Origin of the sequence: Brachybacterium sacelli (assembly GCF_017876545.1) — a bacterium.
In the GTDB taxonomy this organism is placed as follows: Bacteria; Actinomycetota; Actinomycetes; order Actinomycetales; family Dermabacteraceae; genus Brachybacterium; species Brachybacterium sacelli.
Window position 1 is genome coordinate 2121741 of record NZ_JAGIOD010000001.1, and the last position, 25701, is coordinate 2147441.

Genomic DNA, 25701 nt, shown 5'->3' on the forward strand with positions numbered 1-25701 from the left:
CCCTCACCGGGCCCGCGGAAGCACCGTGTAGAACAGCGCGAGCGCGGCGAGGGCGCCGACGACCAGCATCCACGGCCCGAACCGGATCCCCGAGAGCACCACGACGAGCAGGCCCGCCACGATGCTGGCCGCGAGCACCATGAGCAGCCCGCGCCCGCTGAGCCGCCACGCCGAGCGCTCGAACACTCCGTGCACCGGGATCGTGGCGGCCAGGGCGTACGCGGAATGGGACACCAGCAGTGCCAGCCCCACCACCGCGGCGCGCAGGGCGGTCAGGTCACCCTGCCCGGCGAGGACCAGGAGGATCACCGCCGGTGCCAGCAGCCCCACATCGCTGTCCGGACGGAACATCTGCACGCACACCGAGATCGCGACGGCCAGCAGCACGAACACGGCACCGAAATTCTGTACCAGACCGCCCGGCAGTGTCACGGACAGGGCGAGCAGCGTCGCGGCCGCGCCCAGCAGGCGCAGCAGCCACTGCGTGCCGCTGACCTTCTGCAGCTCCAGCAGCCGTCCCGCGATCGGGTCGACCAGACTTCCCAGTCGCATCAGGACCTCCGCATCCGCGGCGCGGACCGCGCGGCCGACAGCGACAGCAGCACCGGCGCCAGCGAGGAGGGGCCCTCCCAGGGCGTCACCGGCACCCCGGACTCGCGCAGCTCCCGCACGGTCGTCTGCCGCAGCATCCGGCGCATGGCCCACGCCTCCGGCCAGAAACGGTCCGAGACCTTGCCCTCCAGGCGCAGTGGCTTCCCGTTCAGCACGGACACGTCACCGATGCTCGGCGGGAGGGTGTCCACGACGATGACGTCGGCCCCGTGCGCCACCAGCGCTCCTATCTGCGTGACGGACTCGGCGTGCAGCAGCGGGGAGCACACCACGGTGAGTGTGCCGGGCCGGATCGTGCGCAGCCGGCGGGCGGGCCGGGCGCGACCGTCCTCCCGCGTGGCCCGGGAGAGGGCGTCGGTGAGCACGCGCAGCTGGCGCGGGCCGGTGCCGGGCGGGATGGGGCCGATCAGGTGCCCGATGTCGAACACGGAGACCCGGTCCCCGGCGGTCAGGTAGTGCCGGGCCACGGCGGAGGTCGCCCGGATCGTCATGTCCAGGCTGGTGGGAGCGTCCTCGCCGCTCCACGGGGCCGCGGCGACGTCGGCGATGGTGTCGGTGACGAGGAGGACGTCGGTGTCCTGCTCGGTGAAGGTCGCATTGGTGTGCAGCACCCCTGTGCGGTTCGAGACGCGCCAGTTGATGCGGTGCAGCCGGTCGCCGGGCCGGAACGCCCGCACTTCCGACAGCGCGGTGCCGTCACCGCGCCGACGCGAGAGGTGCACGCCGCTGACACCGATCGGAGTCGGCACCTCGACGGGCGCCTCCAGCACCGTCGAGGACGGCACCACCTGCACGTCCAGCGGAGGCAGCCGGTGCTGGGCCCGGAACGCCCCGAGGGAGTCGGCGACCAGCACATGCACGGGACCCACCCGGATCCGGCCCCAGCGCTGGGCACTGACGCGCAGCCGCAGTGTCCCGTCGCCCGCCGCGGAGCCGTGCCGGGGCGAGAAGCGCGAATGGGGCTGCAGCGGGATCGTGGCCGCCGTGAGCACACCCGGCGCAGTGGTGACCGAGACGGCTGCGGTGCCGCCCTCCTCGAGGGAGCGCCGGTTGGAGACCACGGCAGGTGAGGGCGAACCGTGCTCCTCGCCGCGCGCCACGCGGCGGGCGACGGCGACCAGCGTCCACATCAGCAGCGGCAGCCCGGCCAGAATGATCAGCGGCCGCCCCGTCAGCACCGCCAGGGCGAGGGCGGCGCAGCCGATCACCGCCGCACGCACCAGGGCCGCGGTGGGGGCCGTCGGCGCCGACCGCTGCTGGTCCGGGGAGGAGCTCACGCCGGGGCGCCCGACGGGGACTGCGCGGCGTCCGCGGCGGCCGGCACCGGGACCTGGTCCAGCACGGAATCGACGACGCCGGACCCGGAGGCGTTCTGCAGCCAGAGCTCAGGCTTGACCGTCACGCGGTGATCAAGCGCCGGATGCGCGAGGGACTTGACGTCCTCGGGCACCACATAGCCGCGGCCTCGGATGAGGGCGAGCGCCCGCGCGCAGGTGATCAGGGCGAGGGTGCCACGCGGGGAGGCCCCGACCAGGGCGTGCTGGTGGCTGCGGGTAGCGGCGACGAGTTCGACGGCGTAATGGCCCACCGAGTCCTCGACGTGCACGTCCTCGACGGCGGCCTGGACCCCGAGCAACCCTTCGGCGTCGAGCACCTCGGCCACCGTCTGTTCCTCCCGGCGGCGATCGATCCGGCGGGCGACCACGTCCCACTCCTGCTCCGCGGTCGGGTAGCCGAAGGACAGCCGCAGCAGGAAGCGGTCCAGCTGGGCCTCCGGCAGCGGGTAGGTGCCCTCGTGCTCGATGGGATTCGCAGTGGCCAGGACGTGGAACGGCCGCGGCAGCCGGCGCGTGGTGCCCTCGACGGACACCTGGTGCTCCTGCATCGCCTCCAGCAGGGCCGACTGGGTCTTCGGGGGCGTGCGGTTGATCTCGTCGGCCAGCAGCAGCCCCGTGAACACCGGGCCGGGACGGAACACGAACTCGCCCGTGCGCTGGTCGAACACCTCGGCGCCGGTGAGATCCGACGGCAGCAGGTCCGGGGTGAACTGGGCGCGGGTGAAGGGCAGGCCGAGCGCCTGGGCGAAGGACCGCGCGGCGAGGGTCTTGCCGAGCCCCGGCAGGTCCTCGAGCAGCACGTGGCCTCCGGCGAGGATCCCGGTCAGCACCATCTCGAGGGACTCGCGCTTGCCGACCACGGCGGTCTCGACGGCGTCGAGGACGCGGCGGGCGGCGGCGGTGGCCTCGGCAGGGGACATGGGCGTGGGCTGGTTCATCGATCCCTCTCCTCGCCGGCGGCGAGCTCTCCTAGATAGCGGTGCAGGGTGCGTCGGTCGATGGGGCCGACGGGATGACCCTCGGCGTCGGGGTGGCGGGCCTGGCCGATCACCCGGGTCAATCCGTCGCTGAGCGGTGGCGCACCGGTGTCGTGGGCGCGTTCGTCGGCGATGTCGCCGAGGGTGCGGGCCAGGGCGCGCGAGGTCATGCGGCGCGACGGCTGAGCTCCGTGCAGGAGGTCCTCGAGGCGGCGCACCCGCATGTCCCGGGAGTGGGGGAGGGCATAGTCGACGTCCAGGTCCAGCTCGGGGGCGTCCAGCTGGTCGGCGCGCGCCGCGCCGGAGCGGGTGATCCACCAGATCGTCCCGCCCACCAGGCCCAGGACGATCGGCACCGGCAGCGGGATCAGCAGATCGAACAGGGCGAAGCCCCCGACCGCTGCGAGGGCGATGCCGACGCAGACCCCCAGGCGCCACAGCAGGGGCAGCAGGTCCCGGATCATCGCGCGTCCTCGTCTATCCGGGCGTCGAGGCCGGCGGTGAGCCGGTCGAGCAGCGCGATCGCCTCCTCGCGATCGGGCTCCGCGAGCGGCTGGGCGTCGAACAGCGCCCGACGGTACAGATGGGCGAGCCGGTCCAGCGCGGACCGATCGAGCTGCAGGGTCGCCAGCACCGCCACGACGAACTCGAGGGTGGTCTGAGAGGGCCGGCGAGGCACTCCGGCCGCGGCGATGGCCCGCTCGAGAGCCAGCCAGGCCGCGATCACCGCGTCGTGGGCATCGACCACCGTCGACAAGTGGGCCCGGGCGTCGTCGAAGGCGGCACGGGCCTGGGTGACGGTGAGCTCGTCCTCGTCGGCCTCCCCCGCGATCTCCTGTCCGGGGCGGGCGAGCCTGCGCATCCGGTACACCACCCAAGCGGTGAGGATCGCGAGGATCACCCCGAGCACCACGAGGGTGGCGATCACCCCGGTGTTCGGACCGTCCGGGCGCGGGGGCTGCTCCTGGGCGCTGGGAGTGGCCCACACCGGCTCCTCGTACTGCTCGCGCTGGACGAAGCTGGGCAGCTCCTGCGTGGCCTCGCCGACGTAGACGGGTTCCCCGGCACGCTCGGCGGAGGCGCCGAGGGTGGCCAGACCGATACCGCCGAGGGCCGCGACCAGCAGGAGCACGGCGAGCACCCGGCGGTGCGCCCCGCCGGACGCCACTGCGGCCTCGGCGCTCCCGCCGCGGGGCTCTCTGCCGCTCACGGGGTCGCCCCGTCGGGGGTCCCGAGGTCACCGTGCGGGGACGCGATGATGATGGACTGCTCGCCGGCGACGCGGGTGAGGATCAGGGTCGCCGCCTCGTCGCCGAATCGGCGCGGACGCAGCTTGCGGCGCAGCTCCTCGGGCTCCACCGCGGTCCCGCGCTTCTTGATCTCGAGCACTCCCAGGCGGTGCTCGCGCAGATACGCGGTGAGGCGCTTGAGGCCGAAGGGCATCACGTCGCGCACCGTGTACCCGCGGGCGAAGGCCGTGTCGAGCCGACGGTCCCCGGTGAGGTAGGCGATGGTCGGATCGAGCGTGTGCGCCCCCAGTTCCTCGGCCAGGCGCCCGATGAGGTCCGCGCGGATCACCGCGCCGTCGGGTTCGTAGAGGTGATCGCCCACGGGGCCGGGGTCCGGGTCGCCGGGGGCGTCCTCACCCCGGTCCAGACGGTGCGCGCCCGTGCGGTCGATGAGCACGGCCGTGGAGGTGACGCCCTCCCTCGCGAGCGGACCGAACCAGGCCGTGGCCTCGAGGACCTGCCCGTGGAAGGAGAGCCACTGGGTCTCGACGCCCCTCGGCAGGGCGGCGCGGTCGATGCCGGGGCCGAGCTTCGCCCCCAGCGGTCCTGCCCCGCCGTCACGGCCGAGGCGGTGAGCGAGATCGATGACGGTCGACAGCGGCGGCTCGTACTCCTCGGGATCGTGCAGCCGCCGGGTGCCTCCCCGGGCGGGCGACCGCCGCGCCGGGTCCAGCCAGACGCCCTCGGTTTCGGTGGGATCGTGGCCCTCGGCCCGGCCCAGCTGCACCGTGGCCGCGGGGAACGAGCGCAGGTTCATGGTGGCGACGGCGACGGCGAGCGGGTCGCGATCCACCGCCTGCACCCGAAGGCCCAGGCCGGCCAGCGCCATCGCATCGCCCCCGATACCGCACCCGAGATCCGCGACCGAGGCCACGTCGGCGCGCTGGAAGCGCTCCGCGTGCATCGCCGCGACCGGCAGGCGGGTCGCCTGCTCGAGGCCGTGCGGCGTGAACAGCATCGACGAGGCGAACTCGCCGAACTTGTCGGCCGCCCTGGCCCGCAGACGCGACTGCGTCATCACCGCGGAGACCAGCTCCGGGGAATGACCGGCCTCGCGCAGTCGGGCGCCCTGGCGCAGGGCGTCCTGCTCGCGATAGGGAGGCAGCGAGTTCAGCAGCTCCCAGCCGGAGCTCTGCAGGACCGGCTCGAGAGCACGGACCGCGGCATCGGGATCATCGAGGGGGCGCGGAACCATGCCGACCAGGCTACCCGCTGGACATGTGTCCGGCGTCACCGTTCGGGCGAGTGGGGGCGCAGGAGGCCTGCTGGTCCGCTCAGGCCCCGGCGTCGAGCACGAGCTTGCCGCGGGTGTGGCCGTCCTCGAGCAGACGATGGGCCTGGGCGATCTCCGCCAGCGGCAGCACCTGGGAGACCTCGAGGGGGTAGCGGCCCGCCCGGATCCCCTGCACCAGGCGGTCCAGGCGGTCCCGCCCGGGACGGATGCGCGGCACACGCGCCTCGACCCCCCGTTCGTGCGCCGGGGTGAGGTCCGCCAGCGTCGGCAGGGTGACCACGAGTCCGTTCTCGGCGACGATGTCGAGGCTGGGCAGGAACGTCGAGTGGTAGTGGGTGTCGAGGACGACGTCGACGCCGCGATCATCGGTCTCGCGCAGGATCTCCGCCTGCCAGTCCTCGGTGTCGTAGGCGATCGGGGTCGCCCCCAGGTCGCGGATCCGGTCGGCATTGGCCGCGCGGCCGGTCGCCCAGACCTGAGCCGCCCCGGCCTCGAGGGCCATCGGGATCAGCAGCTGTCCCACCCCGCCGCTGCCGCCATGGACGAGCACGGTCTGCCCGGGAGCGATCCGCGCCGTGTCCTCGATGGTGGCGATCGCGGTCAGCCCCACCAGGGCCAGGCCCGCCCAGCGGGGGAGATCCTCCTCGGGGATCTCGTCCGGGATGGGGGCGAGCTCATCGGCGCCGATCGCGATGATCTCGGCGGCCACGCCGCGCGAATCGGCCGGGGCCCGCATGCCGAACACCCGCGTGCCGGCGGTGAGGCCGCGCGATCCGAGCTCGGCGTCGTCCAGGGCCGAGCCCGCGCCGAGCACCGTGCCGGCCATCTCCCGTCCGGTGCCCGCCGGGAGCCCCAGATCCTCCGCCCGACCGGAGGAGCCGTCGCGGATCTTGTAGTCCAGCGGGTTCAGGCCCACGTAGGAGACCCGGACCAGGACCTCGTCGGGCCCCGGCTCCGGTGTCGGGGCATCGGAGTGCAGGGTCAGGACCTCGGAGCCGCCGAAGCGGTCGAAACGGATCTCGCGCATGCTCCCATCATGCACCCGCGGACCCGCCGGTGGGCAGGTGCTCCGCGCACTGTGGATGGGGGATCATGGGCGGGCGCCCCGTCCGCGCGGACCCCGAGGAGGACCATGACCGTCACCCGTGTCGACCCCTGGCAGTGGCGGAGCCTCCTGCAGCAGGAGATCACGCTGCCGCGCGAGGTCCCGGAGGTCCCGGTGCACGAGGCCGCAGGGGCCGTGCTGGGCGCCGACGTGCACAGCCCCGAGTCCTTCCCGGCCGTGGCGATCGCCGCCATGGACGGTTTCGCCGTGCGCCGTGCGGATCTCGCCTCAGGAACGACGACGCTGCCGGTGAGCTCCGAGATCCCCGCCGGGCCCGGGGAGATCGCGGCCCTCGCCCCCGGCACCGCCGCCCGCATCATGACCGGTGCGCCGATACCCACCGGTGCCGACGCGGTGATCGAGGTCGAGGCCACCGACGCCGACCCCTACGGCCCCGCCCCCGCCACGGTCGCCCTCCGCCTTCAGGAGGTGCCAGCTCCGCGCCGCCATGTCCGGGACGTGGGGGAGGAGGTCGCGCGCGGCGACGTGCTCGCCCGGTCCGGGGACCGGGTCGGCGGCGGACTGATCGGTCTGGTCCGCGCGCTGGGTCTGGGGACGCTGCCGATCCTCCGACCCCTGCGGGTCGCGGTCGTCGTCACCGGGGACGAGCTCGCGGGTGACGACGCCGCCCCGGGCACCGTGCGGGAGTCCAACGGGACGATGCTCGGGGCCGCGCTGGCCGGCGACGGCGTCGAGGCCAGCGCCCTGCACAGCGGCGATGACCACTCCCAGCTGCGCAGCACCCTCGAGACGGCCGCAGAGCGGTCCGACCTGGTGCTCACCACCGGCGGGATCGGCCACGGCGCCTTCGACGTGGTCAAGACCCTGTTGGGGGAGCGCGGCAGCGCCACCTCCCGCTTCGAGCACCTCGCCCTGCGCCCCGGCGGTCCGCAGGGCGCCGGTCGTCTCCCGGACGGCACCCCCGTCATCCACCTCCCCGGCACCCCGGTCGGTGCACTGGTCGGGTACCACCTGTTCGTCCGCCCGCTGCTGCCCGGCGCCGAGGCCGCTCCGCGCCGGATCCGTCTCGGGGACGCCGACCCGGGAGCGGGTCACGCGCACCGGGGCGGCCTGCACGTGGTGCCCGGCCGACTGGGCCGGGACGCAGACGGCTCCGAGCGGGTCGAGCTGCTGCCCGGCTGCCGTCTCGCGCCGTACGGGCGGGCCGACGCGATGGTGCTGCGCGAGGCCGACGAGTCCGAGGAAGGGCCGGACGGAACCGTGCTCGTCCTCGGGCTCTGAGCCCCCGCCGATATGGTGGCCGCCATGCACAGCCCCGAGACCGATGCCGGGAACACCCTCGTCCTGCGCCCCCGCGGTGCGACCGTCCTGAGCATCCTCGTCTGGTGCATCCTCGGGGCGATGGCGCTCGAGGCGGTGCTCGCCGCCGGCGCGCGAGGCCTCGTCGTGCTCCCGGGGCTCGCGCTGATCTCCGCGCTGATCTGGGCTGTGCTCTGGGCACCGCGGGTCGTGCTGCACGCCCAGGAGGTCGAGGTGCGCAACCTCCTGCACACCTACCGGCTCCCGTTCCCGCTCATCAGAGCGGTGCGACTGGGAGCGATGCTCCGCTTCGAGTTCACCGACGGCCCGGACAGCCCTCGCACCCTCACCGCCTGGAACGCGCCCGGCATCCGCAGGGACGTCGGAGCGCTGGGCCGCACCGGCGGCAGGTCCGGCGGGGCGGACCAGCAGCGGCCGACGACGGGCACCCAGCGACGACGCGCCCTCTCCCAGGGGGAGCGGCTGCGGCGGGACCAGAGCGCCAGCCGCTCGGCCGTCGTGCGCGAGCGCTGGGAGGCCTGGGACGAGGCCTCCGCGTCGACGGCGACCCCGGGGCGCGACGTGCGGTACGAGCGCACCCTGAACACGCCCGTGCTCCTCGTGCTCGGCGTGCTGATCGTCGTCAACGTCCTCACCCTCGTGCTGTGAGGGCGCCGAGGAGCGGGATCGGGGCGTCCTGACGCACGGGAGGGCCCGACCGCCTCGAGGCGATCGGGCCCTCCCGTCGTGTAGCGGTGCCGGAGCTCAGGCTCAGGCCTTGTCGAATCGCCTGGTCTCCTGCCGTTCGTTCCTCACAGCACGTCGATCAGGCCTTCACACCCACCGTGGTCCAGTCGAAGCTCTGGAACTGCGAGGCGCCGTAGTTCACGATCCCGTCCTTGACGCCCACGATGTTCGGGGTCGCGTAGAACGGGATGATCGCGAAGGACTCGGCGATCATCGTCGAGACCTCGTTGGCGAGCTTGTGCTTCTCGTCCTCGTCGAACGCGGCCTTGAGCTGGTTGTCGAGATCGGCCAGGCGCTCGTCCTCGAAGTTCGTGTGGTTTTGGCCGGAGTCCTTGGGGTAGACCAGGTTCACCGAGTTGGACTCCGGGAACTGGCCACCCACCCACGAGAACGTCACGGCGTCGAAGTTCTTCGGAGTGATGTACTCATCGAAGTACGCGTCCGAGGGGACCGTCTTGACGCCCACCTTGAAGCCGATCGCGTTGAGGTTGGTGAGCACCTGGGCGGCGCGGTCCTCGTTCGACTTGGTGTCGGCCGGGACGATGATCTCGAAGGCGAGCTGCGTGCCGTCCTTCTCGCGGACCTCGCCCTCGCTCGCGGCCGCCCACCCGGCGTCGTCGAGCAGCTTCTTCGCGGCCTCCGGATCGAACTCGAGGCTGCCGAGGGGCTCGTAGGAGTCCTCGTAGCCCTCCTGCCCCGGCATGTACACGAAGTTGTTCACCAGCACGATGGGGGCCTCGAGGGGGCCCACCACGGCATTGCCGATCGCGTTGCGGTCGATGCCGCGGGCGATCGCCTCGCGCACCTTGACGTCCTTGAGGACGCCACCGCCGCCTTCGACATTCATCGTCAGGTGGGTCCAGGTCAGCCCGTTGGTGACCTGGATCGTGGCGTCCTGGCGACCCTTCGCCTGCGCCAGCTCGTCACCGTTGGCGATCTCGTAGGCATCGAGCTCGCCGTTGGCGAAGGCCGCCGGGGCCTGCGACTGGTCGACCACCTTCCAGACGATCGTCTCCAGCTTCGGCGCGCGACCCCACCACTTCTCGTTGCGCTTCTGCGTGATGACGCCGCCGCTGGAGTCGATGTCACTGACCACGTACGGGCCGTACGACGGGGTGGGCTCGGAGGTGAAGCCCTCGTTGAACGTCTTCGGGTCGGAGGAGACCGCAGCCGGGATGCTCGGGTAGAGCACGGTGATCCAGTCCGCGAACGGGCTGGCGAACTCGATCTCGCCGGAGAACTCGTCATCGGTCTGACGGATCTCCTTGATCTGGTCCCAGCCGATCGGGGAGACGATGAGGAACTCCTCGTTCTTCCCGTTGGTGGCCTTCCACAGGGAGATGAGGTCCTCGACGACGATGGGGTCGCCGTTGTCCCAGACCGCGTTCTTGTTGTACGTGAACGTCACGATCTGCGGATCCTCGCTGGTGAGCTCGGCGCTCTCGATGTAATCCGGGTTGAGCGTCTTCTCGCCCTTCTCCGAGTACAGGATCTCGTGGCCGTAACCCATCGGCGAGCGGATGTCGGTGAGATCGGCCAGGTTGCCGTCCGTCTGCGCAGAGTTCCAGTTGTTGGGCAGCTGGGAGACCGCGAGGGTGAGGCTGCCGCCGTCGGCGACGGCGTCGTACTCGGCGACCTCCCACGCGGTGCTGGGGAGCTGGGACTGCTCGTCGGCAGCCTTCTGGTTCTCCTCCTCGGCGGCCTTCTGCTGCTCCTCGGCGGACTTCTGACCTCCGCAGGCGGACAGCGCGGCGGCGGATCCGACGACGGCCGTGCCACCCAGGAACAGGCGTCGGGTGCTGGTGATGGTCATGATGTTCTCCCTCTTCTTCGTGGGCCCGCCGTCACGCGCTGGTGACGGACGTGCTGGTTCCGACGTCGATGGCATCGAGCCGGCCGATCGCGTCCACGTGGTGGCAGGCCACGCGGGATGCACCGTGGGTGCGGGGGGTCGGGTCCTCGGCGCGGCAGAGCGCCTGCCGGTCCTCGTCGAGGAGCAGGTACAGGGGGCAGCGGGACGCGAAGGAGCACCCCTGGATGTCCTCGGTGGGGCTCGGGAGGTCCCCCTTGAGGATGATCTGGTTGCGCTCGCGCTCGATCGTCGGGTCGGGGACGGGCACCGCGGACATCAGGGCCCTGGTGTACGGGTGGCGGGGCGAGGCGAAGACCTCCGCGACCGGGCCGTACTCGACGATGCGCCCGAGGTACATGACGGCGATCTGATCCGAGATCTCGCGGACGATCGCGAGGTCGTGGGCGACGAACAGGTAGGACAGCCCCAGCTGGTCGCGCAGGTCGGCCAGCAGGTTCATGACGCCCGCCTGCACGGACACGTCCAGGGCCGAGACCGGCTCGTCCAGGACCAGCAGCTTGGGATCGGTCATCAGGGCGCGGGCCACCCCGATGCGCTGACGCTGGCCGCCCGAGAACTCGTGCGGATAACGGTCGGTCATCCGCGGGTCCAGACCCACCAGGGCGAGCTTCTCCTTGATCAGGGCGTCGCGCTCGCCCTTGGGGACCTTGTGGACCGTCAGCGGCTCGCCGACGATGTCGCCGACGGGAAGCCGCGGGTCGACCGCGGCCATCGGATCCTGGAAGACGATCTGGACGTCGTTGCGCAGCGAGAGCCGGTCGCGCGTGGACAGCGAGCCGACGTCCTTGCCGGAGACCTTCAACGTGCCGGCCTGGGGCGCGATCAGCTCCATGATCTCCAGCGCGGTGGTGGACTTCCCGGAGCCGGACTCGCCCACCAGGCCGAGGGTCTCCCCGGGACGGATCTCGAAGTCGACCCCGTCGACCGCGCGGACGGTGCCGATCTCCCGGCGAAACACCGCGCCCTTGAACAATGGGAAGTGCCGCACCAGCCCCTGTGCCGCGACGACCGGCTCCTGCGTGGAGCGGTCGCCGACCTCGCGCGGCTCGAACGGCGGGCGGGGGAAGATGTCCGAGGTCGACAGGGTGCCTGCGGCGATCTCGTCGGCCCGATGGCAGGCGACGCGACGATCGGTGTCCAGGACCACCTCGAGCTCGGGCTCGGTCCGGCGACATCTGTCCTGCACGGCGGGGCAGCGCGGAGCAAAGGGGCAGCCCGGGGGCAGTTCGGAGAGCACCGGCGGACGGCCCTCGAGGGGGACCAGGCGGTCCTTCCCGGCGCGCAGCATGTTCGGCACCGAGCGCAGCAGCCCCATGGTGTACGGCATCCGCGGAGTCGCGAAGATGTCGTCGACGGGGCCGGTCTCGACCAGCTTGCCCGCGTACATCACGGCCACCCGGTCCACGTTGCCGGCGACCACGCCGAGGTCATGGGTGATCAGCACGACGGCGGCGCCCGTGACCTCCTTGGCTTTCTGCAGGACCTCGAGGATCTGGGCCTGGATGGTCACGTCCAGGGCGGTGGTCGGCTCGTCGGCGATGATCAGCGTCGGATCGTTCGCCATCGCGATGGCGATCATCGCGCGCTGGCGCATACCTCCGGAGAACTCGTGGGGGAACGCCTTCGCCCGCCGTTCAGGGGCGGGGATCCCGACGATCTTCAGCAGCTCGATGGCCCGCTTGCTCGCGCTGTCGGCGCTGAGGCCCTTGTCGTGGAGGGTCAGCGCCTCCTCGATCTGCTGGCCGATCGTGTACACGGGCGTCAGCGCGGACAGCGGATCCTGGAAGATCATCGTCATGTCCTTGCCGCGCAGTGCGGACAGTGACCTGTCGTCGAGCCCCAGCAGGGACCGGCCGCGGTAGAGGATCTCGCCGTCGATCTGTGCGGAGGAGGGCAGCAGACCCATCACCGCCAGGGAGGAGACCGACTTGCCGGAGCCGGATTCGCCGACGATGCCGAGGAACTCGCCCTCACCGACCGAATAGTTGACGCCGCGCACCGCCCGGACGCCGCCGGTGGCGTTCGGGAAGGTCACGGTCAGGTCCTTGACCTCGAGGATCGGCTCAGGCACGGTTCACCTCGCTGGTGGGGTCGATGGCGTCGCGCAGGGCGTCGCCGAGCAGGGCGACAGCGGTCAGCAGGGCGACGAGGAAGACGGACGGGAAGTAGAAGGACCAGGGACGGGAGATGATTCCCGACTGGCCGTTCTGCAGCAGGGTGCCGAGGGAGACGTCCGGGTACTGGATGCCGAGCCCGAAGAACGACAGCGAGGTCTCGGCGAGGATCGCGTAGGCGACACCGAGGGTCGCGTCGATGATCAGCAGCGAGGCCACGTTCGGGATGATGTGCCGCCGCAGGATCGTGAAGGTGCCGACCCCCATGTAGCGGGCGGCCTTGACGAACTCCCGTTCCTTGAGGGACTTCGTCTGGTTCTTCACGATCTGGGCCATGATCATCCAGCCGAAGCAGGCGATGGCCAGCACGATCAGCAGCCAGCTGGGCATGCTCGCCAGCTGCTGCAGTCCGGCCGGGAGCGACTCGGGCGCCTGGATGGCGGGGGAGAGCAGCAGCAGGATGTAGAAGACGGGCAGCACCAGGAACAGGTTGATGAACCAGCTGATGATGGTCTCGGTCCAACCGCCCACGTATCCGGCCAGTGAGCCGAGGAACGCGGCCAGCAGGGTCGCCAGGGGAGCGGCGACGAAACCGATCAGCAGCGACATCTGCAGGCCGCTGGTGATGCCGGCGTACAGGTCGCGGCCGACGGAATCGGTGCCGAACCAGTGCTGCCCCGACGGCGGGGAGTTCTGGCTGTAGGAATCGGTGTCCGTGTACTGGTAGATGTTCGGGATGTTCCCGAACAGCGAGAACAGCACGATCAGGACGATCACCGTCGCGCCGATCCAGAAGTTGGGCTTGGTCCTCAGGCGCCTCCAGACCAGCTGGAGGCGGGAGATCGGCTTGTGCTCCTTCTCCGGAGAGATCCCCTGGGTCGGTTCGACGTCCTGAGGGAGGTCCTCTGCGATGTCCGCAGGCTGCTGCATGGTCATGGGGTCACATCCTCACGCGCGGATCGAGGGCGGCGTACAGGATCTCCGAGAGGGTCGAGGCGAACAGGACCAGGACGGAGGCGAAGCAGACGACGCCCGCCATGGCGTTGATGTCGGAGGTCTGGACGGCCTGGATGCCGTACTGGCCCATCCCCGCCCAGGAGAAGATGACCTCCAGGAAGGTGGAGCCCGCGATGAGGGTGCCGAACTGGTAGGCGAAGTACGTGGACATCGGGATCAGCGCGACGCGCACGCCGTGCTTGATGAGTGCCCGGGTGCGGGTCGCTCCCTTCGCGCGGGCGGTGCGGATGAAGTCCGAACCCAGCACGTCGAGCATGACCGCGCGCTGGTAGCGGGAGTAGCCGGCGGCGCCGAACATCATCAGCGCGATCGTCGGCAGCAGCAGGTGTATCCCGAGGTCCCAGATCGCCCCCCAGCCCTCGTACCCCGGTGAGTAGGCCCCCGAGAATCTGATCAGCTGGAACCCCAGCAGACGGTTCAGGTGCGTCGCCAGGATCATCAGCAGCAGGCCGCCGACGAAGGTCGGGGTGGAGATGAGGATGAAGGAGGCGTAGGAGATGACCTGATCGGAGAACTTGTACTGCCGCACCGCGCCCCACACCCCGAGGATGACGCCCAGGATCGCGCCGAGCAGGCTGCCTATCAGCAGCAGCCGCAGGCTGACGCCGGCGCGGCCGAGCCACTCGATCTGCCAGAAGGTCAGGGCGTTCTCGGGCTTGCCGAGCATCTCCGTGATGACCCACTTGTTCGACAGGCTCATCCCGAGCTTCTCGTGGAACGGCGCGGTGACGATGTTCTCGATCCAGTTCCATGTGCGCAGGGCGACCGGGTCCTCCCGGTAGACGCCGTACTTGCGCATCAGGGCCGCGATCGACTCCTCGGGCACCGGGGGGTTCACCCCCTGGTACTTCTTGGCCGGGTTGAGGAAGGTGCTCGCCGCCATGTAGGAGAACGTCGTCGCCACGCAGGTCAGGATCAGATAATTGACGAAGCGACGGAGGACGTACAGGATCATCGACGCCCTCCGGACCCGGAGGGTGCGGAGGCGACCGGCAGGGCGCCGTGCATCATCGCTCGGCCCGGGGGCTTCACGTCCGGGCGACGGCGCACGAAGGGGCGAGGGGACTTCGGCACGGGGGTTCCTCACATGATCGATGCACGGCCGGCGACGTTGCGAGACCGACGAGTAGGTTCGTGCACTGTAGGACACGTCACGTCGCATCCCCACCGTGTGTGGACCACCATGTCCTAATCGTTATGCAGCCTCTCCCACGCGGGAACCCCGTGGCGCCGCCTTGCCTCGTGGAAAGCAGTGGCGCCGTCGGCGTCCTTGTGCATGCGGCAGGTTCCGCACAGTTGTCCGCGACTCGCCGGGCGCCTGCTACCGGGCGGTCGGGACCTGCTCCTCAGCCGCCGGCGAAGGGCGGCAGCACGTCCAGCCGGTCGCCCTCGGCCAGCTCCCGGCCGCGGTCCGTGCAGGCGATCGCATTAACCAGGAAGCTCGAGCGGCCTATCACCTGGGCCGCCTGCGGGGAGGCGGCGGAGAGGAGATCCTCGAGCGCCTCTTGCAGCGTCGTGCCGTGCACGGTCGTGGTGTCGGCCCTGTACTCGGCGGCCGCCCCCGCGAAGAGCTGCACCGCGATGGCAGGGGCGTCGCGAGAGGTCGTGGCGGCGTCGGTCGTCCTGGCAGCGCCTGCCGTCCCGGCGGCGTCCGCCGTCCCTGAGGGAGTTCCCGTTCTCGCGTGCATCGTCTCTCCCTGCTCAGCCGCCGATGGCGCTCATCGGGCGCTCGGGCTGGACGAAGTCGTCCTGGTCCATGCCGTGACCGGCCTTCTTGCCCCAGTGGGCGGCGCGCCAGGTCTCCGCGATCGCCTCGTCGTCGCCCCCGGAGCGCAATGCGCCTCGCAGATCGGTCTCCTCGCGGGAGAACAGGCACGTGCGCACTCGACCCTCGGCGGTCAGACGGGTGCGACGGCAGTCGGCGCAGAAGGGGCGGGTGACCGAGGCGATGATCCCGACCCGACCGCGGTGGGCTCCGTTCGCACGGTCGGTCACCTCGAACAGCTCGGCGGGAGCGCCGTGACGCTCCTCGTCGACGGGGGTCAGGAGGTAGCGCTCGGCGAGTAGGCCGTGGACGTCGGCCGCGGTGATCATCGAGCTGCGGTCCCAGATGTGATCCGCATCCAGCGGCATCTGCTCGATGACCCGCAGCTGGAGATCACGGGCCAGGCACCAGTCCAGCAGCTCCGGCAGTTCGTGGTCGTTCACGCCCGGCAGCAGCACCGAGTTGACCTTGATCGGGTCCATGCCGGATTCCCGCGCACCGTCGATGCCGGCCAGCACCCGGTGCAGCAGGGGTCGACGGCTGAGTCGTTCGAAGGTCTCGGAGACCACGGAGTCCAGCGAGACGTTGATGCGGTCCAGGCCCGCGTCCCGCAGTCGCTCGGCGCGGTGGTCCAGACCGATCGCGTTCGTGGTCAGCGAGATGTCCGGGCGCGGTGAGAGGGCGGCGACGCCCGCGATGATCTCCTCGAGGTCCGGTCGCGTCAGCGGCTCTCCACCGGTGAAGCGCACCTGCTCGATGCCCAGGCGCTCGACCCCAACCCGCACCAGGTGCACCACCTCCTCGGCCGAGAGCATCTGCTCCTTGTTCAGGAAGGTGAGCCCCGAGGCCGGCATGCAGTAGGTGCAGCGCAGATTGCAGAAATCGGTCAGTGACAGGCGCAGGTCCGTGGCCGCGCGACCGTAGCGGTCCGCGAGATCCGGCGTGGCCGGCCGGTCGGAGGTGTCCGGCAGCGCATCGGCGGTCTCGTCCGTCGTGCGCGGTTTGGGCATGCCCAGGGCGATACGGCGGGAAGCCATGGCACTGTCCTCCTTACGCGACGCGGTTGCCCGTCCAGGATAGGCCTCCCGGCGGCGACGGGGTCGAGACCTCGCCCCGCGCGCCATACTGGGAGTGGCCGCACACCGCGCCGCATGAGACCTGCACGACCTCCAGGACGACGGGAGACCTCTGACGATGTCCGGTGCCGAACGCATCCCCCTGGCCGATCACGTGGCCGACGCCCTCGCCCTGCTGGCCCCCGTGCGGCGGCGCGAGACGGTGGGTCTGGACCGGGAGCTGGTGGGCCGGGTGGCGGCCGCCGAGGCTCGCGCTCGCGTCGACGTGCCCGGCCATGACAACTCCCAGATGGATGGATACGCCCTCGCGAGCGCCGACCTCGCCGCAGCACGTCGCGCCGGTGGCGACGGCGCCGCGGCGACCCTGCCTCTGGGGCCGACGATCGCGGCCGGTGACCGCCCGGGCACGCTGGACCCGGCCACCGCGCGGCCGATCATGACCGGTGCCCCGATCCCCGCCGGCGCCGACCTGGTGATCCCCGTCGAGGAGAGCGCCGCGGGCAGCTTCGAGGCGGGAGCGGCAGGAGCGGAGCAGGTGGGAGCGGTGACCCTGAGCCCGGATGCCCTCGACCCCGGGCGCTTCGTGCGCCGCCGCGGCTCCGACACCCGCTGCGGGGACACCGTCCTGCGGGTGGGGCAGACGCTGACCCCCGCGCGCATCGCCCACCTCGCCGCGTGCGGCACCGGCGCGGTGGAGGTCGAGGCCCCGCTGCGGGTGATCGTGCTGTCCACCGGCAGCGAGATCGCCGCCGGGGGCGCGGTGCCCGAGGCCGCTGGGGTGTTCGACGCCAACGGGCCCGGTCTCGCCGCCGCTCTCACCGCGGCCGGGGCCGAGGTGGTCGCCCGCGGTGTCGTGCCCGACGACGTGGGGGCGCTGGTCGCGCAGCTGCGCGATCAGGTCGCCGTCCACGACGCCGATCTGATCGTCAGCAGCGGCGGGGTCAGCGCCGGCGCCTTCGAGGTGGTGCGGCACGCCGCCGACGACGACGGGGTGACGATGGCCTTCCCCACGGTCGCCCTGCAGCCCGGCGGGCCGCAGGGGATCGGCACCCTCGACCTTCCCGAGCGCCGCGTGCCCTGGCTCGCGTTCCCCGGCAACCCCGTCTCCGCGCTGCTGAGCTGCGAGCTCATCGCCCGCCCGGCCCTCGGCGCCCCGCCCCGCACCCGCCTGCGCCTGCCCCTGCGGCTGGAGGCGCCCGAGCCCTCGCCGCCGGCGCTCGAGCAGTACCGACGGGCCCGGGTGCTGCCCTCGGGCGGGGTGCGACTGGTCGGGGGAGCGTCCTCGCACCTGATCGGAGGGCTCGCCGCCGCCGACGCCCTGGTCCTCGTTCCCGTCGGCCTCGACACGATCCGCGACGGCGACGTCCTGGAGACCCTGCTGATCCCCGGAGGAGACTCATGACCCACGGCCCCGAGAACCTGTCCCATGTGCGGGCCGACGGCTCCGCCCACATGGTCGACGTGACCGACAAGGCCACCACCTCCCGTGAGGCCACCGCCCGCGCCGTGCTGCGCACCCGGCCCGATGTCGTCGCGCGGATCGCGGACGGTGACCTGCCCAAGGGGGAAGCGCTCGCGACCGCGCGCCTCGCGGGGATCATGGGGGCCAAGCGCACCAGCGACCTCGTCCCGCTGTGCCACCCGCTGCCGCTGAGCGGCGTCGAGCTCGACCTCACGCCTCGCGAGGACCACGTCGAGATCATCGCCCGGGTGCGCACCCGGGGCGTCACCGGCGTCGAGATGGAGGCGCTCACCGCGGCCTCCGTCGCCGCGCTGACCGTCTACGACATGATCAAGGCCGTCGACCACCTCGCCACCATCGAGCAGGTGCAGGTCCTGGCCAAGTCCGGCGGCAAGAGCGGAGACTGGCGTCGCGAGGAGGAGACAGGAATGCCCGCGGCCGAACGCGGCAGCGCCCCAGGTCCGGAGACGGAGGAGCGCTCGTGAAGGACATGCCCGCCCGGCGCAGCGACGCGGACTGCGCCCGGCGCGAGAATCCGCTCCAGGCGCCGGTCCTGCGCGGCAGCGCGCGGATCCTCATCGCCTCGAGCCGCGCGGCCGACGGCACCTATGAGGACCGCACCGGGCCGCTGCTCGAGGACTGGCTGCGCGGACGGGGGCTCGAGCCCGTGCAGAAGCAGGTGGTGGCCGACGGGCCCGAGGTCGGCGCGGCCGTCCGGGAGGCGATCGCGGCGGGAGCGGATCTCGTGATCACCTCGGGCGGCACCGGGATCAGTCCCACCGACGTCACGCCCGAGCAGGTCGCGCCGCTGATCGAGCGCGAGATGCCCGGCGTGCTCGAGGCAGTGCGCCGAGTGGGCGCCGAGAAGGCCCCGACCTCACTGCTCAGCCGGGGCATCGCCGGGATGGCCGGACGCAGCTTCGTGGTCACTCTGCCGGGATCACGCGGGGGAGTGCGCGACGGGATCGCCGTCCTCGACCCGGTGCTGGACCACCTCCTCGACCAGCGCGACGGCGGCGGGCACGAGAGGGCGACGGGCCAGGAGTCGAGCACGGTGTCGAGCGGGGCGTCGAACAGGTCGTCGAGCACGGATGCGAGCACCGACCCGACCCGCGGCGCGGCGCAGCTGACCGGCGAGCCCGGTCAGCTGCACGTCGCCGGGGACCCGTCGATGGGGCCCTCCGCGGAGCGGGTGCGCCGCGCCGAGGTGCGCGAGGACGACCTCTCCGTCGCGGCGATGGTCGAGGCAGTCGCCGATCCGCGGTGCGGGGCGATCGTCACCTTCGACGGGGTGGTCCGCGATCACGACGGGGGTCGCGGCGTCGACCGCCTGGAGTACTCCGCGCACCCCGGCGCCGCGGGCGTGATGGGCGAGGTGGCCCGGGAGATCGCTGAGCGCTATCCCGACACCCTGGTCGCGATCGCCCATCGCCACGGTCCGCTGGGGATCGGGGACAGCGCGCTGGTCTGCGCCGTCGCGGCCCCGCACCGCAAGCAGGCCTTCGTCGCCTGCGACGACCTCGTCGACACCGTCAAGGAGCGCCTGCCGATCTGGAAGCACCAGGTGTTCGACGACGGCGAGAGCGAATGGGTCGGGGCCCTGGGCTGAGGGTCGGGGGCTGGGGGTCGTGGGCTGAGAGCTGAGCGCGGCGGGGACGAGCACCTGCCCGTCACCGCCTCGTCACCTGCGGTGGATACGGTGCTCACATGCGTATCCTCCACCTCAGCGACACCCATCTCCACGGCGATCCCTCGGCGCGGCACTACGACCGCATCGACACCACCGCGGCCCTGCGCGGGCTCCTCGCCCGGTGTGAGGCCATCACGGATCTCGACGCGATCCTCCACACCGGGGACGCCTCGGAGGACGGCTCCGCGGAGAGCTACCGCCTGCTGCACGAGATCCTCGATCCCTTCGCTGCCGCGAAGGGGGCGCAGCTGGTCGTCGCGATGGGCAACCACGACGTCTCCGGGGTCTACGGCGGGACCATCGCCCTCGGTGATCGCGGCACCGCCGTGCAGGACCGCGTGGTCCCGCTGGCCGGCGGTTGGCGCGCCGTCGTGCTCGACTCGAGCGTCCCCGGTGCCGGGTACGGGCATCTCGATCCCGAGCAGCTGACCTGGCTGCGTGAGGTCCTGTCCGAACCGGCCGCGGCAGGCACCGTCCTGGCTGTGCACCACCCGCCGCTGGTCGCGGCCACTCCGCTGCTGCGGGCCCTCGACCTGGACGCCCTCGAGGAGCTCGCTGCGGTGCTCGAGGGCTCCGACGTGCGCCTCGTGCTGTCCGGCCACTACCACCACGAGATGACCGGCCAGATCGCCGGGATCCCGGTCCACGTCGTCCCGGGCGTCACGAACGTCGTCGATCCGGTCACCGCGGGGGAGCGGGAGCAGGCCCGCGCGCTCTCCGGCGTCTCCGTGGTGGAGCTCGGCGAGGGGGCTCCCTGGGTGATCACCTCGGTGCTCCCCCATGCCGGGGATCCCGACGGTGACCCGGGGGACCCGGTCTACGACTTCGGGCCGGAGCAGGTCGCCGCGATCGTGGAGGCTGCGGGACGCTGAACCGCGGGCTCAGCGGCCGAAGCCGAGGGGGCTGATGCCCTGGCTCTGGCGGGACTTCATGATGGCGGTGTAGTCGGCGCCGAGGCGGGAACGGCCGACCGCGTTCTCGCGCTCGATCTCCTGGCCCTGCAAGCGGTGCGCGAGGCGGCCCAGGGCGGAGTCGAGGGTGCGGAGGATGGTCATGGCGGTCTGTCCCCTTCGGCTCGGTGCGGGATGGAGGCGCGGGCCCTGGATCGCAGGTGCTCCGGCACGTTCGACACCAGCCGTTCTACCCTCGCGCGGATCGTGTGTCAGCACGTCGCTCGTTTCTGGTTGCCGGGTTCACAATAAGGGTGTGACCTGGGGCGCAGAAGCCGGGTGCGGCGAAGGTCCCAGGGCGATCCCCGCCGCCGGCCGGCGGGTGGTCGTCCGCGGTTTAGCACTCGCCTTGCACGAGTGCCAGCGTGGTCCTAGAGTTGTCCTCGTTGGCAGTCGATGGCCGAGAGTGCCAGAAGCTGCTGCGGAGGGATCCTCCTCGGTCGGCACCGCGACGACGATCGGGATCGGGATCCCTGGACCCCCGAACTCATACAGAGTCATCTCTTCATGAAGGAGTGAGCCGCATGCCGGTCTCCATCAAGCCCCTCGAGGATCGCGTCGTCGTCAAGCCGCTCGAGGCCGAGCAGACCACGGCCTCCGGCCTGGTCATCCCGGACACCGCGAAGGAGAAGCCCCAGGAGGGCGAGGTCGTCGCCGTCGGCGCCGGCCGTTTCGACGACAAGGGCGAGCGCGTCCCCATGGACGTCAAGCTCGGCGACAAGGTCGTGTTCTCCAAGTACGGCGGCACCGAGCTGAAGTACGGCAACGAGGAGTACCTCGTTCTCGGCGCCCGCGACATCCTCGCAATCCTCGAGAACTGAGCGGACGAGCCTTATGCCGAAGGAGATCATCTACAACGAGGACGCGCGTCGCGCCCTCGAGCGCGGTGTCGACAAGCTCGCGAACACCGTCAAGGTCACGCTGGGCCCCAAGGGCCGCAACGTCGTGCTGGACAAGAAGTGGGGCGCCCCCACGATCACCAACGACGGCGTGACCATCGCCCGTGAGGTGGAGCTCGAGGATCCCTACGAGGACCTCGGCGCCCAGCTCACGAAGGAGGTCGCGACCAAGACCAACGACGTGGCCGGCGACGGCACCACCACCGCCACCGTCCTCGCCCAGGCCATCGTCCACGAGGGTCTGCGCAACGTCGCCTCCGGGGCCGCTCCGGCGGCCCTGAAGCGCGGCATCGAGCAGGCCGTGGAGGCGCTGTCCGAGAAGCTCGGGCAGATCGCCCACCCGGTCGACGGCAAGGAGCAGATCGCGTCCGTCGCGGCCGTCTCCAGCCAGGACCGTGAGATCGGCGAGCTGCTCGCCGAGGCGTTCGACAAGGTCGGCAAGGACGGCGTCATCACCGTGGAGGAGTCCTCCACCACGGCGATGGAGCTGGACTTCACCGAGGGCATGCAGTTCGACAAGGGCTACATCTCCCCGCACTTCGTCACCGACGCGGACCGCCAGGAGGTCGTGCTCGAGGACGCCCAGGTGCTCCTGCACCAGGGCAAGATCTCGGCCGTGGCGGACATCCTGCCGCTGCTGGAGAAGGTCGTCGAGGGCAGCAAGCCGCTGTTCGTGATCGCTGAGGACGTCGACGGCGAGGCCCTGTCCACGCTGGTCGTCAACAAGATCCGCGGTGCCTTCAAGGGCGCGGCCGTCAAGGCTCCCGCCTTCGGTGATCGCCGCAAGGCGATGCTGCAGGACATCGCGGTGCTCACCGGTGCTCAGGTCGTCACCGCCGACCTCGGCTTGGACCTCAAGACCGTCGGCCCCGAGGTGCTCGGCCATGCCGGGCGCGTCGTCGTCACCAAGGACTCCACCACCATCGTGGGCGGCGCCGGTGACGATCAGGCCGTGGCCGATCGTGTGGCCCAGATCCGCGGCGAGATCGAGAACACCGAGTCCGACTGGGATCGCGAGAAGCTCCAGGAGCGCCTCGCGAAGCTGGCCGGCGGCGTGTCCGTGATCAAGGTCGGGGCTCACACCGAGGTGGAGCTCAAGGAGAAGAAGATGCGCATCGAGGACGCGGTCTCCGCGACTCGTGCGGCCATCGAGGAGGGCATCGTGGCCGGTGGCGGCAGCGCCATCGTCCAGGCGTCCTCCGTGCTCGAGGGCGACCTCGGTCTCTCCGGTGACGAGGCCGTGGGCGTGCGCGCCGTGGCCCGGGCGGTCGTCGAGCCGCTGCGCTGGATCGCGGAGAACGCCGGCGAAGAGGGCTACGTCGTCGTCGAGAAGGTCAAGGAGTCCCCGGTCGGCACCGGCCTGGACGCCGCGACCGGTGAGTACGTCGACCTCGCGGCCGAGGGCATCATCGATCCGGTCAAGGTCACCCGGTCCGCGCTACGCAATGCAGCGTCGATCGCCGGCATGGTCCTGACCACCGAGACCCTCGTGATCGAGAAGAAGGACGAGGACGACGAGAGCTGAGTGATCGGCGTGCCGTGAGCGCGTCGCCGTCCGCGAGGTAAGCGTGGACGGCGGCCCGTGAGCGGGAGCGTTCGTCCGCGACGGGCGGGCAGCACGGGGAGACCCGGGCTGCCCGCCCGTCGTCATGTCCGGCGTGCTGCCGGCCGCCCCGCGAACCCGGGCCCCGGTGGTCGCGGGGCAAGACGGCGCAAGGGCTTGATTGCGCAGGTCAGGGCGCGGTGATCCTTCTCAGCGTGCTCACTGATGGTATTGCGACAGTTTTCAACTTACGGTGGGTGCGCCGGGCACCGGTGGGACGACGACGCCTCTCACGCCACCCGGATCCTCAGGGTTCGCCCTTCGGGCCCGAGGTCGTGAGCTTTCATCCGGTTCTCCTCCCGGCCTGTCGACCCGAATCGGAGGAACTGCGTGACGGAGCACCGCACCTCGCACCCATCCCAGCAGCACGCGAGCGCGGACGAGAGCGCCCCGGCTCGGGCCGGCGAGCGCGAGGCCGCCGAGATCGCTCGCGGGAAGCTCGGCGCGCAGACGCGCCGCGAGGTGCGCGAGGAGCGGGAATCGCGACGTTCCCCGGTCAGCAGGGACGACCTCCAGAAGGGGTCCGCGGAGGTCGGCGGCGCTCGCGGACCGCGGGTGAACTGGGTCGTGTTCCTGACCTCCTCCGCGATCATCCTGGCCTTCTCGCTGTGGACGATCTTCGCTCCCGACATGGCGGCCGGCACGATGCTGGAGGTCGTCACATGGATCGCCGAGGACCTGGGCTGGTTCTACGTCCTCACCGTGACCCTGGTGATCCTGTTCGTGCTGTGGGTGGCGTTCTCCTCGGAAGGCCGGGTGCGCCTGGGGTCGGACCACTCCCGCCCCGAGTACCGGTTCTTCACCTGGCTGGCGATGCTGTTCGCGGCCGGCGTCGGCATCGACATGCTGTTCTATTTGGTCACCGGGCCGATCTCGCACTACCTGACACCTCCGGACGCCCCGCCGGAGTCCGCCGCCGCGCTGCAGGACTCGGTGGTGTGGACCATGTTCCACTACGGCGTGGCCGGCTGGTCGATGTACTCGCTGCTCGGCATGGCGATGGGCTACTTCGCCTACCGCTGGGGCATGCCGCTGTCCATCCGCGCGGCCCTCTACCCGCTGCTGGGCAAGCGCGCGCGGGGCGCCGCAGGCGATGTCATCGACATCTTCGCGCTGGTGGGCACCGTGTTCGGGGTGGCGACCTCGATGGGCATCGGCGTGGTGCTGCTCAACGTCGGCTTCTCGTGGCTGTTCGGTCTGCCGCAGGGGCTCGGCCTGCAGATCGCCCTGGTGCTCGTCGCCGTCGTGGTGACCATCGCCGCCTGCACGTCCGGCGTCGACAGGGGCATCCGCCTGATCTCCGAGCTGAACCTCTACAGCGCAGGGGCGATGCTGCTGTACATCCTGATCACCGGGAAATCCTCCTTCCTCCTCAACGCCATCGTCGAGAACGTGGGCCGCTTCGTGGCCACGCTCCCGGAGCGCACCATGGCGTACCAACCGGGCGGTTCGGACTGGATGGCCGGAGCAACCCTCTTCTTCTGGGCGTTCTGGCTCGCCTGGGGCCCGTTCGTCGGCATGTTCCTGGCGCGCATCTCGCGCGGCCGCACCCTGCGCGAGTTCGTGCTCGCCGCCATCACCGCCCCGGTGCTGTGCGACCTGTTGGTGATCACCGTCTTCGGTAACAGCGCGCTGGCCGTCGTGCTCGAGGACACCCCCGCGTCCCGTGCGTTCGCACGGCTGGCGATCGACACCCCCGAGCAGGGCTGGTACGCGCTGCTGGAGATGTTCCCCGGCGCCCCGTTCCTCATCGGTCTGGCCACGCTCTCCGGGCTGCTCTTCTACCTCACCAGCGCCAATTCCGGTGCACTGGTGATGAGCAACTTCTCCTCGACCATCCCCGACCCCGGCCAGGACGGGGCGAAGTGGCTGCGCATCTTCTGGGCGATCCTCACCGCGCTGCTGACCATCGCCATGCTCACCGCCGGGGGGCGTGACCACGATGGAGTACGCCACGCTGATCTTCGGCCTGCCCGTCACCGTGGTCGCCTATCTGGTGATGGTGAGCTTCTCCAAGGCGCTGCGGATGGAGCGAGCGGAACGCGAGGGTCGCGTGCTGCGTCGTGCCGACGTCGCCGTCCACGGCGGATTCGCGCCGGAGAGGTCGTGGCGCCAGCGCCTGGCGAACCTGCGCTCCTACCCCAGCACCCGCTCGGTCGTGCAGTTCTCGCAGGAGAACGTCGGCCCCGCCCTCGAGGACGTCTGCCGAGAGTTCCTCGAGCAGGGCTACGCCGCGGAGACGACGTCTGTCACCGACGGGGCTCCGGCATCTCGATCAACTCGCTGATCATCCACATGGGACAGGAGCGCGACTTCATGTACCGCGTCGCCCCGGTCGAGACCCCGGTGCCGACGTTCGGTGCCCGCGTCGCGCAGGAGCGGACGACCTATCAGCGCCTGGACGTGTTCACCCAGACGGGCGCGGAGGGGTACGAGGTGGGCTCGCTGACCCGCCAGCAGATCATCAACGACGTCCTGGACCGCTACGAGAACCACATCCAGTACCTCAGCTACGCGGCGGAGGTGGGTGGTGCCAGCGTGCTCACCCCGAGCACGATCGATACCCTCCCCACCGCCCCGCCCGAGTGATCCGGGAGCGTGCCCGAGGCCCGGGTCGGCCCGTGCCCGCGACGCGTGGGCCGACCTGGGGTGAAGCCCTCCGAAGCGTCGTACCAGCGGACTAATATGGGC

23 protein-coding genes are annotated in these 25701 nt (G+C 71.2%); 9 read left to right on the forward strand and 14 right to left on the reverse strand.

Translation table 11 applies throughout. The features are described from left to right. Positions 1–3: 3 nt before the first annotated feature. The 7 genes from JOF43_RS09505 to JOF43_RS09535 form a co-directional block, all read right to left on the reverse strand. Positions 4–552, reverse strand: coding sequence for a hypothetical protein (locus JOF43_RS09505; protein WP_209901488.1), 549 nt, complete (start codon positions 550–552; stop codon positions 4–6). Next, the gene (locus JOF43_RS09510; protein ID WP_209901490.1) at positions 552–1889 is read right to left on the reverse strand and encodes a DUF58 domain-containing protein; all 1338 of its coding nucleotides are present in this window, start codon (positions 1887–1889) and stop codon (positions 552–554) included. Before JOF43_RS09510 ends, JOF43_RS09505 begins: the two co-directional genes overlap by 1 nt. After that, positions 1886–2887 carry an AAA family ATPase gene (locus JOF43_RS09515; RefSeq protein ID WP_209901492.1) on the reverse strand — a complete coding sequence of 334 codons (1002 nt, stop codon included), beginning with the start codon at positions 2885–2887 and terminating at the stop codon, positions 1886–1888. Before JOF43_RS09515 ends, JOF43_RS09510 begins: the two co-directional genes overlap by 4 nt. Next, complete coding sequence (locus JOF43_RS09520) at positions 2884–3390, reverse strand: hypothetical protein (RefSeq protein ID WP_209901494.1); 507 nt, start codon at positions 3388–3390, stop codon at positions 2884–2886. Before JOF43_RS09520 ends, JOF43_RS09515 begins: the two co-directional genes overlap by 4 nt. Continuing rightward, the gene (locus tag JOF43_RS23155) at positions 3387–4136 is read right to left on the reverse strand and encodes a DUF4129 domain-containing protein (RefSeq protein WP_209901495.1); all 750 of its coding nucleotides are present in this window, start codon (positions 4134–4136) and stop codon (positions 3387–3389) included. The genes JOF43_RS09520 and JOF43_RS23155 overlap by 4 nt, the downstream gene beginning before the upstream one ends. Continuing rightward, complete coding sequence (locus tag JOF43_RS09530) at positions 4133–5410, reverse strand: class I SAM-dependent methyltransferase (RefSeq protein WP_209901497.1); 1278 nt, start codon at positions 5408–5410, stop codon at positions 4133–4135. Before JOF43_RS09530 ends, JOF43_RS23155 begins: the two co-directional genes overlap by 4 nt. A gap of 79 nt (positions 5411–5489) precedes the next feature. After that, entirely contained in the window at positions 5490–6476 is a 987-nt protein-coding gene (locus JOF43_RS09535) for an NADP-dependent oxidoreductase (RefSeq protein ID WP_209901499.1), read from the reverse strand. A gap of 105 nt (positions 6477–6581) precedes the next feature. Here JOF43_RS09535 and JOF43_RS09540 point away from each other — a divergent pair, with 105 nt between their 5' ends. Next, entirely contained in the window at positions 6582–7796 is a 1215-nt protein-coding gene (locus JOF43_RS09540) for a molybdopterin molybdotransferase MoeA (protein WP_209901501.1), read from the forward strand. Positions 7797–7820: 24 nt separating this feature from the next. Continuing rightward, positions 7821–8483 (forward strand): PH domain-containing protein, encoded by a 663-nt coding sequence (locus tag JOF43_RS09545; RefSeq protein ID WP_209901503.1) that lies wholly within the window; start codon positions 7821–7823, stop codon positions 8481–8483. Positions 8484–8640: 157 nt separating this feature from the next. Here the strand turns inward: JOF43_RS09545 and JOF43_RS09550 are convergent, their stop codons facing one another. The 6 genes from JOF43_RS09550 to moaA form a co-directional block, all read right to left on the reverse strand. Next, positions 8641–10374, reverse strand: a complete 1734-nt coding sequence (locus tag JOF43_RS09550; protein WP_209901505.1) for an ABC transporter family substrate-binding protein — start codon at positions 10372–10374, stop codon at positions 8641–8643. A 31-nt stretch (positions 10375–10405) separates the two neighbouring features. Beyond that, the gene (locus JOF43_RS09555) at positions 10406–12505 is read right to left on the reverse strand and encodes a dipeptide ABC transporter ATP-binding protein (RefSeq protein WP_209901508.1); all 2100 of its coding nucleotides are present in this window, start codon (positions 12503–12505) and stop codon (positions 10406–10408) included. Further along, positions 12498–13484: an ABC transporter permease gene (locus JOF43_RS09560; protein WP_209901510.1), complete on the reverse strand. Its 987-nt coding sequence runs from the start codon at positions 13482–13484 to the stop codon at positions 12498–12500. The genes JOF43_RS09555 and JOF43_RS09560 overlap by 8 nt, the downstream gene beginning before the upstream one ends. 4 nt (positions 13485–13488) lie before the next feature. Next, positions 13489–14520 carry an ABC transporter permease gene (locus JOF43_RS09565; RefSeq protein ID WP_209901512.1) on the reverse strand — a complete coding sequence of 344 codons (1032 nt, stop codon included), beginning with the start codon at positions 14518–14520 and terminating at the stop codon, positions 13489–13491. Positions 14521–14911: 391 nt separating this feature from the next. Then, the gene (locus tag JOF43_RS09570) at positions 14912–15253 is read right to left on the reverse strand and encodes a MoaD/ThiS family protein (RefSeq protein WP_209901514.1); all 342 of its coding nucleotides are present in this window, start codon (positions 15251–15253) and stop codon (positions 14912–14914) included. 13 nt (positions 15254–15266) lie between these two features. Then, positions 15267–16367 (reverse strand): GTP 3',8-cyclase MoaA, encoded by a 1101-nt coding sequence (gene moaA / locus JOF43_RS09575; protein WP_209901516.1) that lies wholly within the window; start codon positions 16365–16367, stop codon positions 15267–15269. A gap of 157 nt (positions 16368–16524) precedes the next feature. Between moaA and JOF43_RS09580 the strand changes: the two genes are divergently transcribed. From JOF43_RS09580 to JOF43_RS09595, 4 genes are all read left to right on the forward strand, one after another. Next, positions 16525–17808 (forward strand): molybdopterin molybdotransferase MoeA, encoded by a 1284-nt coding sequence (locus JOF43_RS09580; protein ID WP_209901518.1) that lies wholly within the window; start codon positions 16525–16527, stop codon positions 17806–17808. Continuing rightward, entirely contained in the window at positions 17805–18353 is a 549-nt protein-coding gene (gene moaC / locus JOF43_RS09585) for a cyclic pyranopterin monophosphate synthase MoaC (RefSeq protein WP_209901520.1), read from the forward strand. The genes JOF43_RS09580 and moaC overlap by 4 nt, the downstream gene beginning before the upstream one ends. Positions 18354–18358: 5 nt before the next feature. Further along, positions 18359–19477, forward strand: coding sequence for a molybdenum cofactor biosynthesis protein MoaE (locus JOF43_RS09590; RefSeq protein WP_209903218.1), 1119 nt, complete (start codon positions 18359–18361; stop codon positions 19475–19477). Positions 19478–19575: 98 nt separating this feature from the next. Next, complete coding sequence (locus tag JOF43_RS09595; RefSeq protein ID WP_209901522.1) at positions 19576–20430, forward strand: metallophosphoesterase family protein; 855 nt, start codon at positions 19576–19578, stop codon at positions 20428–20430. A gap of 9 nt (positions 20431–20439) precedes the next feature. On the opposite strand, the gene JOF43_RS09600 is transcribed toward JOF43_RS09595, so the two are convergent. Next, positions 20440–20613, reverse strand: a complete 174-nt coding sequence (locus JOF43_RS09600; protein WP_209901524.1) for a hypothetical protein — start codon at positions 20611–20613, stop codon at positions 20440–20442. A gap of 419 nt (positions 20614–21032) precedes the next feature. On the opposite strand from JOF43_RS09600, the gene groES reads away from it, so the two are divergent. The 3 genes from groES to JOF43_RS09615 all read left to right on the forward strand — a co-directional run bounded on the left by groES (position 21033) and on the right by JOF43_RS09615 (position 25599). Beyond that, entirely contained in the window at positions 21033–21329 is a 297-nt protein-coding gene (gene groES / locus JOF43_RS09605) for a co-chaperone GroES (RefSeq protein ID WP_209901526.1), read from the forward strand. 13 nt (positions 21330–21342) lie between these two features. Continuing rightward, positions 21343–22932 carry a chaperonin GroEL gene (gene groL / locus JOF43_RS09610; protein WP_209901527.1) on the forward strand — a complete coding sequence of 530 codons (1590 nt, stop codon included), beginning with the start codon at positions 21343–21345 and terminating at the stop codon, positions 22930–22932. Positions 22933–23340: 408 nt separating this feature from the next. Further along, complete coding sequence (locus JOF43_RS09615; protein ID WP_342592129.1) at positions 23341–25599, forward strand: BCCT family transporter; 2259 nt, start codon at positions 23341–23343, stop codon at positions 25597–25599. The last annotated feature ends 102 nt before the right edge of the window (positions 25600–25701 follow it).

Excerpts from the sequence above, each read along its gene's own strand:
- groES (WP_209901526.1), top strand. The coding sequence starts at position 21,033 with ATGCCGGTCTCCATCAAGCCCCTCGAGGATCGCGTCGTCGTCAAGCCG.
- JOF43_RS09590 (WP_209903218.1), top strand. The coding sequence starts at position 18,359 with ATGCCCGCCCGGCGCAGCGACGCGGACTGCGCCCGGCGCGAGAATCCG.
- JOF43_RS09520 (WP_209901494.1), bottom strand. The coding sequence starts at position 3,390 with ATGATCCGGGACCTGCTGCCCCTGCTGTGGCGCCTGGGGGTCTGCGTC.
- JOF43_RS09570 (WP_209901514.1), bottom strand. The coding sequence starts at position 15,253 with ATGCACGCGAGAACGGGAACTCCCTCAGGGACGGCGGACGCCGCCGGG.
- moaC (WP_209901520.1), top strand. The coding sequence starts at position 17,805 with ATGACCCACGGCCCCGAGAACCTGTCCCATGTGCGGGCCGACGGCTCC.
- JOF43_RS09565 (WP_209901512.1), bottom strand. The coding sequence starts at position 14,520 with ATGATCCTGTACGTCCTCCGTCGCTTCGTCAATTATCTGATCCTGACC.
- JOF43_RS09505 (WP_209901488.1), bottom strand. The coding sequence starts at position 552 with ATGCGACTGGGAAGTCTGGTCGACCCGATCGCGGGACGGCTGCTGGAG.
- JOF43_RS09595 (WP_209901522.1), top strand. The coding sequence starts at position 19,576 with ATGCGTATCCTCCACCTCAGCGACACCCATCTCCACGGCGATCCCTCG.
- JOF43_RS09580 (WP_209901518.1), top strand. The coding sequence starts at position 16,525 with ATGTCCGGTGCCGAACGCATCCCCCTGGCCGATCACGTGGCCGACGCC.
- JOF43_RS09515 (WP_209901492.1), bottom strand. The coding sequence starts at position 2,887 with ATGAACCAGCCCACGCCCATGTCCCCTGCCGAGGCCACCGCCGCCGCC.
- JOF43_RS09540 (WP_209901501.1), top strand. The coding sequence starts at position 6,582 with ATGACCGTCACCCGTGTCGACCCCTGGCAGTGGCGGAGCCTCCTGCAG.
- JOF43_RS09600 (WP_209901524.1), bottom strand. The coding sequence starts at position 20,613 with ATGACCATCCTCCGCACCCTCGACTCCGCCCTGGGCCGCCTCGCGCAC.
- moaA (WP_209901516.1), bottom strand. The coding sequence starts at position 16,367 with ATGGCTTCCCGCCGTATCGCCCTGGGCATGCCCAAACCGCGCACGACG.
- JOF43_RS09550 (WP_209901505.1), bottom strand. The coding sequence starts at position 10,374 with ATGACCATCACCAGCACCCGACGCCTGTTCCTGGGTGGCACGGCCGTC.
- JOF43_RS09530 (WP_209901497.1), bottom strand. The coding sequence starts at position 5,410 with ATGGTTCCGCGCCCCCTCGATGATCCCGATGCCGCGGTCCGTGCTCTC.
- JOF43_RS09560 (WP_209901510.1), bottom strand. The coding sequence starts at position 13,484 with ATGACCATGCAGCAGCCTGCGGACATCGCAGAGGACCTCCCTCAGGAC.
- JOF43_RS09535 (WP_209901499.1), bottom strand. The coding sequence starts at position 6,476 with ATGCGCGAGATCCGTTTCGACCGCTTCGGCGGCTCCGAGGTCCTGACC.
- JOF43_RS09545 (WP_209901503.1), top strand. The coding sequence starts at position 7,821 with ATGCACAGCCCCGAGACCGATGCCGGGAACACCCTCGTCCTGCGCCCC.
- groL (WP_209901527.1), top strand. The coding sequence starts at position 21,343 with ATGCCGAAGGAGATCATCTACAACGAGGACGCGCGTCGCGCCCTCGAG.